Annotated in this window: 15 protein-coding genes and 1 pseudogene; 12 read left to right on the top strand and 4 right to left on the bottom strand. The window is 72.4% G+C overall.

Translation table 11 applies throughout. The features are described 5' to 3' along the window. Positions 1-62: 62 nt before the first annotated feature. Positions 63-635: an XRE family transcriptional regulator gene (locus tag RIN80_RS16555; RefSeq protein ID WP_309096367.1), complete on the bottom strand. Its 573-nt coding sequence runs from the start codon at positions 633-635 to the stop codon at positions 63-65. Positions 636-711: 76 nt separating this feature from the next. Between RIN80_RS16555 and RIN80_RS16550 the strand changes: the two genes are divergently transcribed. From RIN80_RS16550 to RIN80_RS16530, 5 genes are all read left to right on the top strand, one after another. After that, positions 712-1,632, top strand: coding sequence for an NAD(P)/FAD-dependent oxidoreductase (locus RIN80_RS16550; RefSeq protein WP_309096366.1), 921 nt, complete (start codon positions 712-714; stop codon positions 1,630-1,632). A 70-nt stretch (positions 1,633-1,702) separates the two neighbouring features. Next, positions 1,703-3,241, top strand: a complete 1,539-nt coding sequence (locus RIN80_RS16545; protein WP_309096365.1) for an ATP-dependent DNA ligase — start codon at positions 1,703-1,705, stop codon at positions 3,239-3,241. Then, the gene (locus RIN80_RS16540) at positions 3,238-3,696 is read left to right on the top strand and encodes an NUDIX domain-containing protein (protein ID WP_309096364.1); all 459 of its coding nucleotides are present in this window, start codon (positions 3,238-3,240) and stop codon (positions 3,694-3,696) included. The genes RIN80_RS16545 and RIN80_RS16540 overlap by 4 nt, the downstream gene beginning before the upstream one ends. A 76-nt stretch (positions 3,697-3,772) precedes the next feature. Beyond that, on the top strand, positions 3,773-5,158 hold the full coding sequence (locus RIN80_RS16535; RefSeq protein WP_309096363.1) for an NADP-dependent succinic semialdehyde dehydrogenase: 1,386 nt from the start codon (positions 3,773-3,775) through the stop codon (positions 5,156-5,158). A 25-nt stretch (positions 5,159-5,183) separates the two neighbouring features. Then, a complete protein-coding gene (locus tag RIN80_RS16530) occupies positions 5,184-5,420 on the top strand; it encodes a DUF6213 family protein (protein WP_033307522.1) in 237 nt (78 codons plus the stop codon). Positions 5,421-5,423: 3 nt separating this feature from the next. On the opposite strand, the gene RIN80_RS16525 is transcribed toward RIN80_RS16530, so the two are convergent. Then, positions 5,424-6,086, bottom strand: a complete 663-nt coding sequence (locus RIN80_RS16525; protein WP_309096362.1) for a transcriptional regulator — start codon at positions 6,084-6,086, stop codon at positions 5,424-5,426. A 170-nt stretch (positions 6,087-6,256) separates the two neighbouring features. Between RIN80_RS16525 and RIN80_RS16520 the strand changes: the two are divergent. The 3 genes and pseudogenes from RIN80_RS16520 to RIN80_RS16510 form a co-directional block, all read left to right on the top strand. Beyond that, positions 6,257-7,324: pseudogene (locus RIN80_RS16520) on the top strand (type III polyketide synthase); the annotation flags it as partial. Position 7,325: 1 nt separating this feature from the next. Next, a complete protein-coding gene (locus RIN80_RS16515; protein ID WP_309096361.1) occupies positions 7,326-8,540 on the top strand; it encodes a cytochrome P450 in 1,215 nt (404 codons plus the stop codon). 7 nt (positions 8,541-8,547) lie between these two features. Then, positions 8,548-9,069, top strand: coding sequence for a cupin domain-containing protein (locus RIN80_RS16510; protein ID WP_309096360.1), 522 nt, complete (start codon positions 8,548-8,550; stop codon positions 9,067-9,069). Here the strand turns inward: RIN80_RS16510 and RIN80_RS16505 are convergent. Continuing rightward, the gene (locus tag RIN80_RS16505) at positions 9,066-10,292 is read right to left on the bottom strand and encodes an acyl-CoA dehydrogenase family protein (RefSeq protein ID WP_309096379.1); all 1,227 of its coding nucleotides are present in this window, start codon (positions 10,290-10,292) and stop codon (positions 9,066-9,068) included. The genes RIN80_RS16510 and RIN80_RS16505 overlap by 4 nt on opposite strands. A 174-nt stretch (positions 10,293-10,466) precedes the next feature. Here RIN80_RS16505 and RIN80_RS16500 point away from each other — a divergent pair, with 174 nt between their 5' ends. Next, the gene (locus RIN80_RS16500; RefSeq protein WP_309096359.1) at positions 10,467-11,111 is read left to right on the top strand and encodes a TetR family transcriptional regulator; all 645 of its coding nucleotides are present in this window, start codon (positions 10,467-10,469) and stop codon (positions 11,109-11,111) included. Positions 11,112-11,171: 60 nt separating this feature from the next. Here RIN80_RS16500 and def read toward each other — a convergent pair whose 3' ends face one another. Then, the gene (gene def / locus RIN80_RS16495; RefSeq protein ID WP_309096358.1) at positions 11,172-11,720 is read right to left on the bottom strand and encodes a peptide deformylase; all 549 of its coding nucleotides are present in this window, start codon (positions 11,718-11,720) and stop codon (positions 11,172-11,174) included. 158 nt (positions 11,721-11,878) lie between these two features. On the opposite strand from def, the gene RIN80_RS16490 reads away from it, so the two are divergent. The 3 genes from RIN80_RS16490 to RIN80_RS16480 form a co-directional block, all read left to right on the top strand. Next, positions 11,879-13,117: a MurT ligase domain-containing protein gene (locus RIN80_RS16490; protein WP_309096357.1), complete on the top strand. Its 1,239-nt coding sequence runs from the start codon at positions 11,879-11,881 to the stop codon at positions 13,115-13,117. Between the two features lie 23 nt (positions 13,118-13,140). Next, positions 13,141-13,869 (top strand): glutamine amidotransferase, encoded by a 729-nt coding sequence (locus tag RIN80_RS16485; protein ID WP_309096356.1) that lies wholly within the window; start codon positions 13,141-13,143, stop codon positions 13,867-13,869. Between the two features lie 202 nt (positions 13,870-14,071). After that, on the top strand, positions 14,072-14,191 hold a 120-nt coding region (locus RIN80_RS16480; RefSeq protein ID WP_309096378.1), incomplete at its 3' end, for a 6-phosphofructokinase.

Raw genomic sequence — 14,191 nt, 5'->3', positions numbered from 1 at the left:
GTCGCTTGCCGATCAGGGAACAGTCTTCGGGAGAAGAGTCCCGCCGTCTCGTATCGCGTGCGTCACGACCGCTTCGGCCGCGCCCGCACATGCATCCGCTCCCCCTGCGGCCCGAACAGGCTGAGGAACTCCACGGGCCCCTCCCCCGTCGATCCGAACCAGTGCGGCACGCGGGTGTCGAACTCGGCGGCCTCCCCGGCCGTGAGCACCACGTCGTGCTCGCCCAGCACCAGCCGCAGCTTCCCGGACAGCACGTACAGCCACTCGTAGCCCTCGTGCGTCCGCGGTTCGGGCTCCAGCCTGCGCTGGGGTTCGAGCACTTTGTAGGCCTGCAGTCCGCCGGGCTGGCGGGTCAGGGGCCAGTGGGTGCGGCCGAACATGACGATGGGCTTGGCGCGCACGCGCGGATCGCCCGTCGGCGGAGCCCCGACCAGCTCGTCGAGCGCCACCTGGTGGGCGCGCGCGATCGGCAGCAGCAGTTCCAGACTGGGTTTGCGCAGTCCGGACTCCAGCCGCGAGAGGGTGCTGACGGAGATGCCGGTGGCCTCGGAGAGCTCCGCCAGGGTCACCTCCCGTTCCTTGCGCATCTGCCGCAGCCGGGGGCCGACGCCCGCGAGTACCTCGTCCGTGGTCATGCTCGTATTGCAGATTCGGCAAACGTGTTTGTCAATCCCGTACCGCTGGGGCGACGCTGGCGGCGGAGGTGGTCACATGACCGAGAAGTACGCAGTGGTCGTCGTCGGCGGGGGCGCGGCGGGCCTGTCCGCGGCGCTGGTGCTGGGGCGGGCCCGGCACCACACGCTGGTGGTCGACGCGGGCGAGCCGCGCAACGCCCCCGCCGCGCACATGCAGGGCTACCTGTCGCGGGACGGCATGCCGCCCGCCGAGTTCCTGGCGATCGGCCGGGAGGAGATCGCGCGCTACGGCGTCGAGCTCGTGCGGGACCGGGTGGTGGACGTCGAGCGGGGCGAGGACTTCTCCGTGGTGCTGGCCGGCGGCCGGACCGTGCGGGCCCGGCGGCTGGTCGTCGCGACGGGCCTGAGGGACGAGCTGCCCGCGGTGCCCGGGGTCGCCGAGCGGTTCGGCCGGGACGTGCTGCACTGCCCGTTCTGCCACGGCTGGGAGGTGCGCGACCAGCCCTTCGGGGTGCTGGCGACGAGCCCGGCGAGCGTGCACCAGGCGCTGATGGTGTCGCAGTGGTCGAAGGACGTGCGGCTCTTCCTGCACACGGTGGCCGAGGCGGAGCTGTCCGACGAGGACCTGCGCCGTCTCGCCGCGGCCGGGGTGGACGTGGTGCCCGGGGAGGTCGCGGAACTGGTGGTCGAGGACGACCGGCTCACCGGGGTCCGGCTCGCGGACGGTTCGGCGCACGCCCGCTCGGTGGTGTTCACCGCCCCGCGGCCCGTGCCGCAGACCGGCCTGCTGGAGCGGCTGGGCGCCGAGCTGCACGAGACGCCGTTCGGCGCGTACCCGGTGGTCGACGCGACCGGACTGACGACCGTGCCGGGCGTATGGGCCGCGGGCAACGCGATCGGCTTCGCCGAGCAGGTCGTGCACGCGGCGAGCGGCGGGTACCGTGCCGCGTCGGCGATCGTGGGGGATCTGCTGATGGCGGACCTGGACACCGTCTGAGGGCTCCTCGGGAACGCCGGCGCCGGGCCGCCCAGGTGTAAGGGCATCGCCTCCGGTGCACCATGGCTGCATGCTGCTGCACCGGCTGGCCCGAGTGTCCCAGGAGGTCGCCGCCACCTCGGCGCGGTCCCGGAAGACGGCTCTGCTCGCGGAGCTCTTCCGGGACGCCGAGGCGGAGGACGTGCCGATCGTGATCCCGTATCTGGCCGGGCGGCTGCCGCAGGGCCGGATCGGCGTGGGCTGGAAGGTGCTGGGCCGCCCGGTCGGCCCGGCCGCGGAGCCGAGCCTGACCGTGCGGGACGTCGACGCCCGGCTGTCCGAGCTCGCGAAGGTGTCCGGCCCGGGTTCCCAGGCGGAACGCGCCCGGCTGGTCGGGGAGTTGATGGGCGCGGCCACCGAGGGCGAGCAGCGGTTCCTGCTCGGGCTGCTGACCGGCGAGGTCCGCCAGGGCGCGCTGGACGCGGTGGCGGTGGAGGGCCTGGCCCAGGCGACCGGGGCGCCGAGCGCGGACGTACGGCGGGCCGTGATGCTCGCCGGTTCCCTCCAGGCGGTCGCCGAGGCCCTGCTCGCGGACGGCCCGGCCTCCCTCGACCGGTTCCGGCTCACGGTCGGCCGCCCGGTGCTGCCGATGCTGGCGCACAGCGCCTCCTCCGTCGCCGAGGCCGTGGAGAAACTGGGCGCCTGCGCGGTGGAGGAGAAGCTGGACGGCATCCGGGTCCAGGTGCACCGCGACGGCGGCACCGTGCGCCTGTACACCCGCACCCTCGACGACATCACCGACCGACTGCCCGAAGTGACCGCGGCCGCACGGGAGTTGCGCGGGGAGCGGTTCATCCTGGACGGCGAGGTGATCTCCTTCGACGAGGACGGGCGCCCCCGCTCGTTCCAGGAGACCGCCGGGCGCGTCGGCTCCCGCACGGACGTGGCGACGGCCGCCCGCGCGGTGCCGGTCTCCCCCGTCTTCTTCGACGCGCTGTCCGTCGACGGCCGTGACCTGCTCGACCTGCCGTTCACCGAGCGCCACGCCGCGCTGGCCCGGCTCGTCCCCGAGCCGATGCGGGTGCGGCGCACGCTGGTGTCCGGGCCGGACGACACGCCCACGGCGGAGCAGTTCCTCGCCGGCACCCTCCGACGCGGCCACGAGGGCGTGGTCGCCAAGGCCCTCGACGCCCCCTACAGCGCGGGCCGGCGCGGCGCGTCCTGGCTGAAGGTCAAGCCGGTCCACACCCTCGACCTGGTCGTCCTGGCCGCCGAGTGGGGCCACGGCCGGCGCACCGGCAAGCTCTCCAACCTCCACCTCGCCGCCCGCACCGCCGACGGCGGCCTCGCCATGCTCGGCAAGACCTTCAAGGGCATGACCGACGCGATGCTGACCTGGCAGACCGAACGGCTCCGCGAACTCGCCGTCGACGACGACGGCCACGTCGTGACCGTCCGCCCGGAACTCGTCGTCGAGATCGCCTACGACGGGCTGCAGCGCTCCACCCGCTACCCGGCCGGCGTCACCCTCCGCTTCGCCCGCGTGATCCGCTACCGCGAGGACAAGCGCCCGGAGGACGCCGACACGGTCGAGACGCTGCTGGCCGCCCACCCGGAGGTGAGGCCGTGAAGCGCAGCGCGGGACTGCTGCTCTTCCGACCCTCGGACGACGGCCCCGAGGTCCTGCTCGGCCACATGGGCGGCCCGTTCTTCGCCCGGCGCGACGCCGGGGCGTGGACCGTCCCCAAGGGCGAGTACGAGCCCGGCGAGTCCGCCTGGGACGCGGCCCGGCGCGAGTTCCGGGAGGAACTGGGGCTCCCCCCGCCCGACGGGGAGGCCATCGAGCTCGGCGAGGTCCGCCAGACCAACGGCAAGATCGTCACGGCCTGGGCGGTCGCGGCGGACCTCGACCCGGCGGCGATCGTGCCCGGCACGTTCCGGATGGAGTGGCCGCCGCGCTCCGGGCGGCTTCGGGAGTTCCCCGAGCTGGACCGGGTGGCGTGGTTCGGGCTGGAGCGGGCCCGCGAAGTGATCGTCAAGGCCCAGGCGGCGTTTCTCGACCGCCTGGCGGAGCACTCGCCCTGAGGAGACCCTCCCGCGTTGCGGTCCCCTCCGCCGCGCGGGAAGGTCGAGACACAGCCCGCTCCCAGGGAGGTCAGCCATGCCCATCGCGACGGTCAACCCGGCGAACGGCGAGACGCTCAAGACGTACGAGGCCATGGGCGAGGAGGAGATCGAGCGCCGGCTCCGGCTCGCGGAGGCCACGTTCCGCACGTACCGGACGACGACCTTCGACGAGCGGGCCCGGCTGCTGCACCGGGCCGCCGACCTCCTCGACGAGGACCAGCACGACATCGCCCGCGTGATGACCACCGAGATGGGCAAGCCGATCCAGCAGGCCCGTGCCGAGGCGGCCAAGTGCGCCAAGGCGATGCGCTGGTACGCCGACCACGCCGAGGAGCTGCTCGCCGACGAGGAACCGGCCGACGCCGACGTCAAGGACTCCGGCGCCTCGCGCGTGCGGGTCCGCTACCGCCCGCTCGGCCCGGTGCTGGCGGTCATGCCGTGGAACTTCCCGCTGTGGCAGGTGGTGCGCTTCGCGGCGCCCGCGCTGATGGCGGGGAACGTCGGGCTGCTCAAGCACGCCTCGAACGTCCCGCAGACCGCCCTCTACCTGGAGGACCTCTTCCACCGGGCGGGCTTCACCGAGGGCTGCTTCCAGACCCTGCTGATCGGCTCCGCCGCGGTGGACGACATCCTGCGCGACGAGCGGGTCAAGGCGGCCACGCTCACCGGCAGCGAGCCCGCCGGCCGCGCCGTCGCCTCCACCGCCGGAGAGATGGTCAAGAAGACGGTGCTGGAGCTGGGCGGCAGCGACCCGTTCGTCGTGATGCCCTCCGCCGATCTCGACCGGGCCGCGAAGGTGGCGGTGACCGCGCGGGTGCAGAACACCGGGCAGTCCTGCATCGCCGCCAAGCGCTTCATCGTGCACACGGACGTCTATGACGCCTTCGCCGACCGGTTCGCCGCGGGCATGCGGGCGCTGAGGGTCGGCGACCCGCTGTCCGACGACACCGAGGTCGGGCCGCTCTCCAGCGAGCAGGGGCTGCGCGACCTCGAGGAACTGGTCGACGACGCCGTACGCGGCGGTGCGCAGGTGCTGTGCGGTGGTGAACGGCCGGAGGGGCCCGGCTGGTACTACGCGCCGACGATCCTCGCCGGCATCACGCGCGAGATGCGGATCCACCGGGAGGAGGCGTTCGGGCCGGTCGCCACGCTGTACCGGGTGGCCGACCTGGACGAGGCCGTGCTGCTCGCGAACGACTCGCCCTTCGGGCTGAGTTCCAACGTGTGGACGCGGGACGAGGCCGAGGTGGACCGGTTCACCCGGGACCTGGAGGCCGGGGGCGTGTTCTTCAACGGGATGACGGCGTCCCATCCGGCGTTCCCGTTCGGCGGGGTGAAGCGCTCAGGGTACGGGCGTGAGCTGTCCGGGCACGGAATCCGCGAGTTCTGCAACATCACCACTGTTTGGCATGGTGCGTGAGTGTTGCGGGGCTACGATCCCGTCTGTGAACCGCGAAGTGACTCTGCCTCTGATCGTCGACGACCGCGGTACCTTGCAGGTGGCTGCCGCGGATGTCAGCAAGCTGCTGCGGACCGTGGGGGGCCGGTGGGTGCGGCTGGTGGAGGGCGGGGAGTCGGGCCTGGACGAGGACACCGTCGCCGAACTGGCCATCGAGCTGGCCAAGCTGGCCGACCGTATCGACGTGGCCTGTATCGCGCACAGCAGCGGGACCGCGACGTAGCGTTCAGCGGGATGTCGTCCCGCTCAGCGCCGACCAGAAGCTCGCCTCGTAATGCTGCAGGAGGCGGCCGTAGGTGTGCGCCCGCTGCGCGTCGAGGCGCCCGGCGTCCAGGGCCGCCTCCACCGCCGTCTGCGCCAGCCGGTCCAGGTCGGGTGAGGGCTCGGCGAAGAAGTCGAAGAAGGCGCAGGCCTCGTCGGTGAAGCCGTAGTGCTCCCGCAGGGCCGTGGCGATGGTCGCGCAGTAGCCGCCCCAGGCCGAGAAGTTGGCCGTCAGAGCCAGGACCGCGTCCGCCGGTGCGGCGTTCAGCGCCAGCCAGGCCACGTACGCGGGGTACGCCTGGCAGCCCGGGAGCGGCTCGTACGACGCCTCCTGCGCACCGCACGCGCGCGCGAAGGCGACCAGCCGCCCGCCTGCCAGCGTCTCGCCGTGCGCGAGGGCCGCGAAGAAGGCCGCGGCCTGCGGGTCGGCCGCCTCGGAGCGGGCCGCCAGGTGCTCGAACGCCCGGCGGTCGGCGGGGATCACCCAGCCCTGCTCCAGGGCGAGGGCGGCGAGGGCGGCGCGGGGTGCCGTGCCGGCGGCGATCCGGGGGACCAGGGGGTTGGCGTCCGGGTCCGGTGCGAGGGCCGCCGTGGTCGTCCGCAGTAGGTCCCTGGCCGGGTGCGTCATCGCGTCCTCCGTCGTGTGGGTGTCGGGTCGAGCGTGGCACGCAGTACCCGAGACGGAGTAGTCCGGCGCGAAGTCGGCCTGCCGAGGGGTGATCGTGGGTGGACCACCCCTAGAGGTGAACCACCTTCTGACCGGGGGGCGAAGGGCCTTCCGGGAGGCGAAAGCAGGCACGGTTCATGGCGACTTTGTGCAGACCTTCGGTGTCCGTTCCAGAGCACGTGATCACGATGGAGGAGACGCTTGAGCTGGCGCGTGAGCGCCACGCCGACCACCCCCAACTGCCGCTGGCCCTCCGGCTGATCGAGAACACCGGCGTGCGTACGCGGCGCATCGTGCAGCCCATCGAGGAAACCCTCAAGCACCCCGGGTTCGAGGACCGCAACAAGCTCTACGAGGCCGAGGCCAAGGCGCGGGTGCCCGCGGTCATCCAGCGGGCCCTCGACGACGCGGAGCTGCTTCCCACCGACGTCGACCTGATCATCTACGTGTCGTGCACGGGCTTCATGATGCCCTCGCTCACGGCCTGGCTGATCAACGAGATGGGCTTCGACCCGACCACCCGGCAGCTGCCGATAGCCCAGCTGGGCTGCGCGGCGGGCGGCGCGGCGATCAACCGGGCGCACGACTTCTGCACGGCCTATCCCGAGGCCAACGCGCTGATCGTGGCCTGCGAGTTCTGCTCGCTGTGCTACCAGCCCACCGACATCGGGGTCGGCTCGCTGCTGTCCAACGGCCTGTTCGGCGACGGCATCGCCGCGGCCGCGGTCCGCGGCCGGGGCGGCGAGGGCGTCAGCCTGGAGCGCAACGGTTCGTACCTGATCCCCAAGACCGAAGAGTGGATCATGTACGACGTGAAGGCGACCGGCTTCCACTTCCTGCTGGACAAGCGGGTACCGGCCACCATGGAGCCGCTCGCGCCGGCGCTGAAGGACCTGGCAGCCAACCACAGCTGGGACGCCTCCGACCTGGACTTCTACATAGTCCACGCGGGTGGTCCCCGCATCCTCGACGACCTCAGCACCTTCCTGCACGTCGACCCGCACGCCTTCCGCTTCAGCCGGGCCACGCTCACCGAGTACGGCAACATCGCCAGCGCCGTCGTCCTGGACGCGCTGCGCCGGCTGTTCGACGAGGGCGGCCCCGAGGACCGGGCGCGCGGGCTGCTGGCCGGGTTCGGACCCGGCATCACCGCCGAGATGGCCCTGGGCCGCTGGCGCCGCGCCGACGGGACGAAGTGAGATGAGCGAAGAGACGATCACCCAGTCGCCGCCCCCGGTCCGGGAGTGGCCCGCGCCGGACCTGTCCGGCGTGGACTTCGACCCGGTCCTGCGCGCGCTGATGGACGAGGGCCCGGTCACCCGCATCAAGCTGCCCAACGGCGAGGGCTGGGCCTGGCTGGTCACCCGCTACGACGACGTGCGGACGGTGACCAACGACCCGCGTTTCGGCCGCGAGGCCGTCATGGACCGGCAGGTCACGCGGCTGGCCCCGCACTTCATCCCGTCGCGGGGCGCGGTCGGCTTCCTCGACCCGCCGGACCACACCCGGCTGCGGCGCAGCGTCGCCGCCGCCTTCACGGCACGCGGCGTGGAGCGGGTGCGCGAGCGGTCCCGCCGGATGCTGGCGGAACTGGTCGACGAGATGCTCCAGGACGGCCCGCCCGCCGACCTCACCGAGGCGGTGCTCGCCCCGTTCCCCATCGCGGTGATCTGCGAGCTGATGGGCGTCCCGGCCGCCGACCGGCACGACATGCACACCTGGACGCAGCTGATCCTGTCCTCCTCGCACGGCGCCGAGGTCAGCGAGAAGGCCAAGCAGGAGATGAGCGCCTGCTTCGCCGACCTGATCGGCCGGCGCGAGGGCGGCTCCGGCGAGGACGTGACCTCGCTGCTCGGCGCCGCGGTCGGCCGGGGCGAGGTCACCCTGGAGGAGGCGGTCGGCCTCGCCGTGCTGCTGCAGATCGGCGGCGAGGCGGTCACCAACAACAGCGGCCAGATGTTCTACGTGCTGCTGACCCGCCCCGACCTCGCCGAGCGGCTGCGGGCGGAGCCGGAGATCCGTCCCCGGGCCATCGACGAACTGCTGCGCTGGATCCCCCACCGCAACGCGGTCGGGCTGTCGCGGATCGCCCTGGAGGACGTGGAGATCGGGGGTGTGCGGATCCGGCAGGGCGACGCGGTCTACGTGTCGTACCTGGCCGCCAACCGCGACCCGGAGGTCTTCCCCGATCCGGAGACCATCGATTTCTCCCGCAGCCCGAACCCGCACGTCTCCTTCGGCTTCGGCCCGCACTACTGCCCGGGCGGCATGCTGGCCCGGCTGGAGTCGGAGCTCCTGGTCGACGCGCTCCTCGACGGCGTTCCCGGTCTGCGGCTCGCCGTGCCGGCCGAGGACGTGCCCTTCAAGAAGGGCGCGCTGATCCGCGGGCCCGAGGCCCTGCCCGTGACGTGGTGAGCCGGCGATGACCGCGACGGAAGGCCTGCTCGTCCCGCCCGGTCAGGGGCGGGTCGTGCAGGCCCCCGCCCAGCACGTGACCTTCAAGGTGACCGGCAGCCATTCCCGCATGGCCTCCACCTTCGAGGTGGTGGTGCCGCCGGGCTTCGACGTCGGAGCCCATGTGCACACCCGCAGCGAGGAGTTGTTCTACGTCCTCGAAGGCGAGCTGGACGTGCTCGCCTTCGAGCCGCGGGTGCGCACCCCCGACAACTGGCGGACGTGGGAGTCCGCCTCCGGCAACCGGGTGGTGCGGGCGACCCCGGGCACGGTGATCGTCGTGCCCCCGGGCTGCCCGCACGCGTTCGCCAACCCGACGGACGAGCCCGCCAAGATGTTCTTCCAGGCGAGCCCGCCGCCGGACCACGAGAGGTACTTCGAGGAGCTGCTGGAGATCCTCGGCGGCGGGGGCCCGCCGGACCACGCGGCGATCGAGGAGCTCCGGGCGCGGTACGACATCGAGCAGCTGACGCCGCTCAGGCACCGCTAGCGGATGGGCACACCGGCGAGGGTGCGTGCGATGACCAGGCGCTGGATCTCGCTCGTGCCCTCGAAGATCGTGTAGATCGCCGCGTCGCGGTGCATGCGCTCGACCGGGTACTCCCGGGTGTAGCCGTTGCCGCCCAGGATCTGGATCGCCTGGGCGGTGACCTTCTTGGCCGTCTCGCTGGCGAACAGCTTGGACATCGAGCCCTCGGCCGCCGTGAACGGCTTGCCGTTGATGGCCATCCAGGAGGCGCGCCAGACCAGGAGCCGGGCCGCGTCGATGGAGGTGCGCATGTCCGCCAGCTGGAACGCCACGCCCTGGTTGTCGACGATCGGCCGGCCGAACTGCTCGCGGGTGGTGGCGTAGTCCAGGGCGACCTCGTAGGCGGCGCGGGCGGTGCCCACGGCCATGGCGCCGACGGCCGGGCGCGAGGCCTCGAAGGTGGCCATGGCCGCGTTCTTCACGCGCTCCCCGCCCTGCTTGGCCTTCTCGCGGGCCCGGGCGAGCCGCTCGTCCAGCTTCTCCTTGCCGCCGAGCAGGCAGGAGCCGGGGACGCGCACGTTGTCGAGGATGACCTCGGCGGTGTGCGAGGCCCGGATGCCGTGCTTCTTGAACTTCTGCCCCTGGGACAGGCCCTCGGTGCCCGGCGGGACGATGAAGGAGGCGTGGCCCTTGGAGCCGAGCTCGGGGTCGACGACCGCGACCACGACGTGGACGTTGGCTATGCCGCCGTTGGTCGCCCAGGTCTTGGTGCCGTTGATCACCCACTCGTCCTTGGCCTCGTCGTACACGGCCCGGGTGCGCATGGAGGCGACGTCGGAGCCGGCGTCGGGTTCGGAGGAGCAGAAGGCGGCGACCTTGACGTCGTTCGCGTCGCCGTACATCTGCGGGATCCAGGTGCCGATCTGCTCCTCGGTGCCGTTGGCGAGGACGCCGACGGCGGCGAGGCCGGTGCCGACGATGGACAGGGCGATGCCCGCGTCGCCCCAGAACAGCTCCTCCATCGCCATGGGGATGCCGAGGCCGGTGGGGTCGAAGTACTGCTGGGCGTAGAAGTCCAGGGAGTAGATGCCGACCTTGGCGGCTTCCTGGATGACCGGCCAGGGAGTCTCCTCACGCTCGTCCCATTCGGCGGCCGCGGGCCGGATCACGTCGGCGGCGAAGCCGTGGAGCCAGTCGCGGACCTCCTTCTGTTCGTCGTTGAGCTCCATGGTGAACTCGGCCATGTCGGTCCCCTTCAGCGGCACACGTGCATGTTACTTGCGGTAACACCAGTCTGTTACCGGCGGGTAGTCCGCGTCAACTCCCACCGACCCGGTCGGCACCCTTTCGGTGTCCGGAACATGCTTCAGTGTTAGTTTGCGCAAGCGTCATCGAAACAGCACGGGTGGGGAGAGCACATGGACACCACGCAGCGGACCGACCAGCAACGGTCCGCCGACCGCCGACGGCGTGAACTGCTGGAGGCCGCCGACCGGGTGGTGCTGCGCGACGGCCCGCAGGCCTCGATGAACGCGATCGCGGCGGAGGCCGGCATCACCAAGCCGATCCTCTACCGGCACTTCGGCGACAAGGGCGGACTCTACGCGGCCCTCGCCAAACGGCACACGGACGCCCTGCTGGACTCGCTGCGGGCGGCGCTGGACGCGCCGGCGGACCGGCGCGAGCGGGTCGAGGCGACGCTCGACACGTACCTGGCGGCCATCGAGGCGCGGCCCCAGGTGTACCGGTTCCTGATGCACCCGGCCGAGGGGGGCCAGCCGGGCGACCCGGGGTTCGACGTCGGCAAGCACAGCGCCCCGTTGCTGCGGCGGATGGGTGAGGAGCTGGCCCAGGTCATCGAGGAGCGGCTCGATCTGGGGCCGGGCGGGCAGCAGCTCGCGCGGGTGTGGGGGCACGGGATCGTCGGCATGATGCACGCGGCCGGGGACTGGTGGCTGGGGGAACGGCCTTGTTCCCGTGCGGAGTTGGTGCGCAGTCTTGCCGATCTGCTGTGGGGCCGGCTGGCGGCTGCCGGGGATCGGGTGGGCGGCCCGGGGTTCTGACCGTCGTGTGCCGTCTGCGGGCCGGTGAGGGCTGGTCGCGCAGTTCCCCGCGCCCCTGGGTCACTCACCCACTCGGCGCCATGGAGCCCTGGCCACCTGCCGCATCAGCCTGCGGTGGCGCCAGCCCGTCAGGTGGTCCGCGTAGACGCGGCCCTCCAGGTGGTCGCACTCGTGCTGGAGGCAGCGGGCGAAGAAGCCCGTGCCGTGGATCGTGACGGGGTCGCCGGTCATCGTGAAGCCCTCGACCACCGCGTGGTCGTACCGCTCCGTCCCCGCCTCCAGGCCCGGCAGGGACAGGCACCCCTCCGGGCCGCGGATCACCACCCCGTCCTTCTCGACGAGGCGGGGGTTGACCACGTGGCCGAGGTGGCGGACGTCCTCGTCGTCGGGACAGTCGTAGACGAAGACCCGCAGCGGCTCGCCGATCTGGTTGGCGGCCAGCCCGACGCCCCGGGCGGCGTACATCGTGGCGAACAAGTCCTCGATCAGCCGGGCCAGTTCGGGGCCGAAGTCGGTGACCTCCGCGCAGGGCGCGTGCAGGACGGGGTCGCCGTGCAGGGTGAGGGGTCTCACGCGGCCGCGGGCGCCGGGGATGGGGCTCTGTCGCATGGCCGCAAGAGTAAGGTCCTGTCGGTGCGCGCCTCCCACACGAGTTCGCCACAGTGCCGCGGTTCGGGAGTGCGAATGGATCTCGATAGGCTGAGGTCCACACCACGTGGCCGTCAGGCTTCAAGGCGCGGCGCGTACGCAAGGAGGATCGAGAACTGATGGCAGGCAACTCGGACCCGCTCTCGCCGCGGGCCAAGCTGGCCGTGACCGCGGGCAAGGCGGTCGCAGCGGCGTCCCGCGCGGCGGGACGCGGCAGCGGATCGGTCATCGGCGGCCGGGTGGCGCTCAAGCTCGACCCCGACCTCCTCGCCCGGCTGGCCCAGAACCTGGACGTGATCCTGGTCTCGGCGACCAACGGCAAGACCACCACCACCCGGCTCATCGCCGAGGCCCTGCGCGCGGCGGGACCGGTCGTCTCCAACGCGCTCGGCGCCAACATGCCGGCCGGCATCACCTCGGCGCTCGCCGGCGGCTCGGACGCCCGGTACGGCGTCATCGAGGTCGACGAGAAGTACCTGGCCGGCGTCGCCCGGGACACCGCCCCGAAGTGCATCGCGCTGCTGAACCTCTCGCGCGACCAGCTCGACCGCGCCGCCGAGACCCGCATGCTCGCCGAGAACTGGCGCGAGGGACTGGCGGGCTCCAAGGCCGTCGTCGTGGCCAACTGCGACGACCCGCTGGTGGTGTGGGCGGCGTCCTCCTCCCCCAACGTGATCTGGGTCGCCGCCGGGCAGATGTGGAAGGACGACGCCTGGTCCTGCCCGTCCTGCGGCGGCGTGATGCAGCGCCCGGGTGACGACTGGTTCTGCGGTGAGTGCGGCTTCCGCCGTCCGACGCCCAGCTGGGCGCTCTCCGGCGACCACGTCCTCGACCCGCACGGCTCGGCCTGGCCGATCCACCTCCAGCTGCCGGGCCGCGCCAACAAGGCCAACGCCGCCTCCTCGGCCGCCGTCGCCGCCGTGTTCGGGGTGCCGCCGCAGGTCGCGCTGGAGCGCATGTACCAGGTGCAGGCGGTGGCCGGACGGTACGACGTCGTCCAGTTCCAGGGCCGGGACCTGAGGCTCCTGCTGGCGAAGAACCCGGCCGGCTGGCTGGAGACGTTCTCCCTGATCGACCCCCCGCCCACGCCGGTCATCCTGTCGGTGAACGCGCGCTCCGCCGACGGCACCGACACCTCCTGGCTGTGGGACGTCGACTACACGCGCCTGTCCGGCCACCCGATCTGCGTCATCGGCGACCGGAGGCTGGACCTGGCGGTGCGCCTGGAGGTGGCCGACCAGCACTTCCAGGTCTACGAGAACCTCGACCAGGCCGTGGCCGCGTGCCCGCCGGGCCGGATCGAGGTCATCGCCAACTACACGGCGTTCCAGGACCTGCGCCGCCGCGTCGGCAACTGAGCACGAGACGTCAGGGGACTTTTGTGAGCGACAACCAACTGCGCATCGTCTGGATCTATCCCGACCTGCTCAGCACCTACGGCGACCAGGGCAACGTCCTCGTGGTGGAACGCCGGGCGCGGCAGCGCGGCCTGGACGTGGCCCGGCTGGACGTGCGCAGCGACCAGCCGATCCCGACCTCCGGGGACATCTACCTGATCGGCGGCGGCGAGGACCGGCCGCAGCGGCTCGCGGCCGAGCGGCTGCGCCGGGACGCCGGACTGACCCGGGCCGTGGAGAACGGCGCCATCGTGTTCTCGGTGTGCGCCGGCTACCAGATCCTCGGCCACGAGTTCATCAACGACCTCGGCCAGCGCGAGCCCGGCCTCGGGCTGCTGGACGTGGTGTCGGTGCGCGGCGAGGGCGCGCGGTGCGTCGGTGACGTGCTGGGTGACGTCGACGAGCGCCTCGGGCTGCCCCCGCTGACCGGCTTCGAGAACCACCAGGGCGTCACCCACCTCGGCCCCACCGCCCGCCCGCTCGCCCGGGTGCGGTTCGGCAACGGCAACGGCACGGGCGACGGCACCGAGGGCGCCTACAACGACACGGTCTTCGGCACGTACATGCACGGCCCGGTGCTCGCCCGCAACCCGCTGATCGCGGACCTGCTGCTGAAGCTGGCCCTCGACGTCAACGCGCTGCCGCCGACCGACGACCGCTGGTACGAGGCGCTGCGCAACGAGCGCATCGCCGCTGCTCAGCAGCCCGCGTAGGCACAGCGCCGCAGCGTGCCCGGGGCACGCGTCAACCTGCTGGTCAACAGCCCGTATGACGGCCCGTCCGCACAGGTGAGCGGGGTCGTCCAGCAGGCGGACGCGTGCTTCGGTCCAGCCCCTCGAAGCCGCTAGGGTGGCGGGGATTCCAGCCGGACAACGCGGTCCGGTCCCGGCCCACGTCGATAAGGTTTCTCGGGCTATGCGCATTGGTGTCCTCACGTCCGGCGGCGACTGCCCCGGCCTGAACGCCGTCATCCGGTCCGTCGTGCACCGCGCCGTCGTCGACCACGGCGACGAGGTCATCGGCTTCCGGGACGGC

The organism is Streptomyces sp., from assembly GCF_031181705.1.
In the GTDB taxonomy this organism is placed as follows: Bacteria; Actinomycetota; Actinomycetes; order Streptomycetales; family Streptomycetaceae; genus Streptomyces.
The sequence above is the reverse complement of the archived record's forward strand: the minus strand, read 5'-3'. Positions and strand labels throughout refer to the sequence as shown.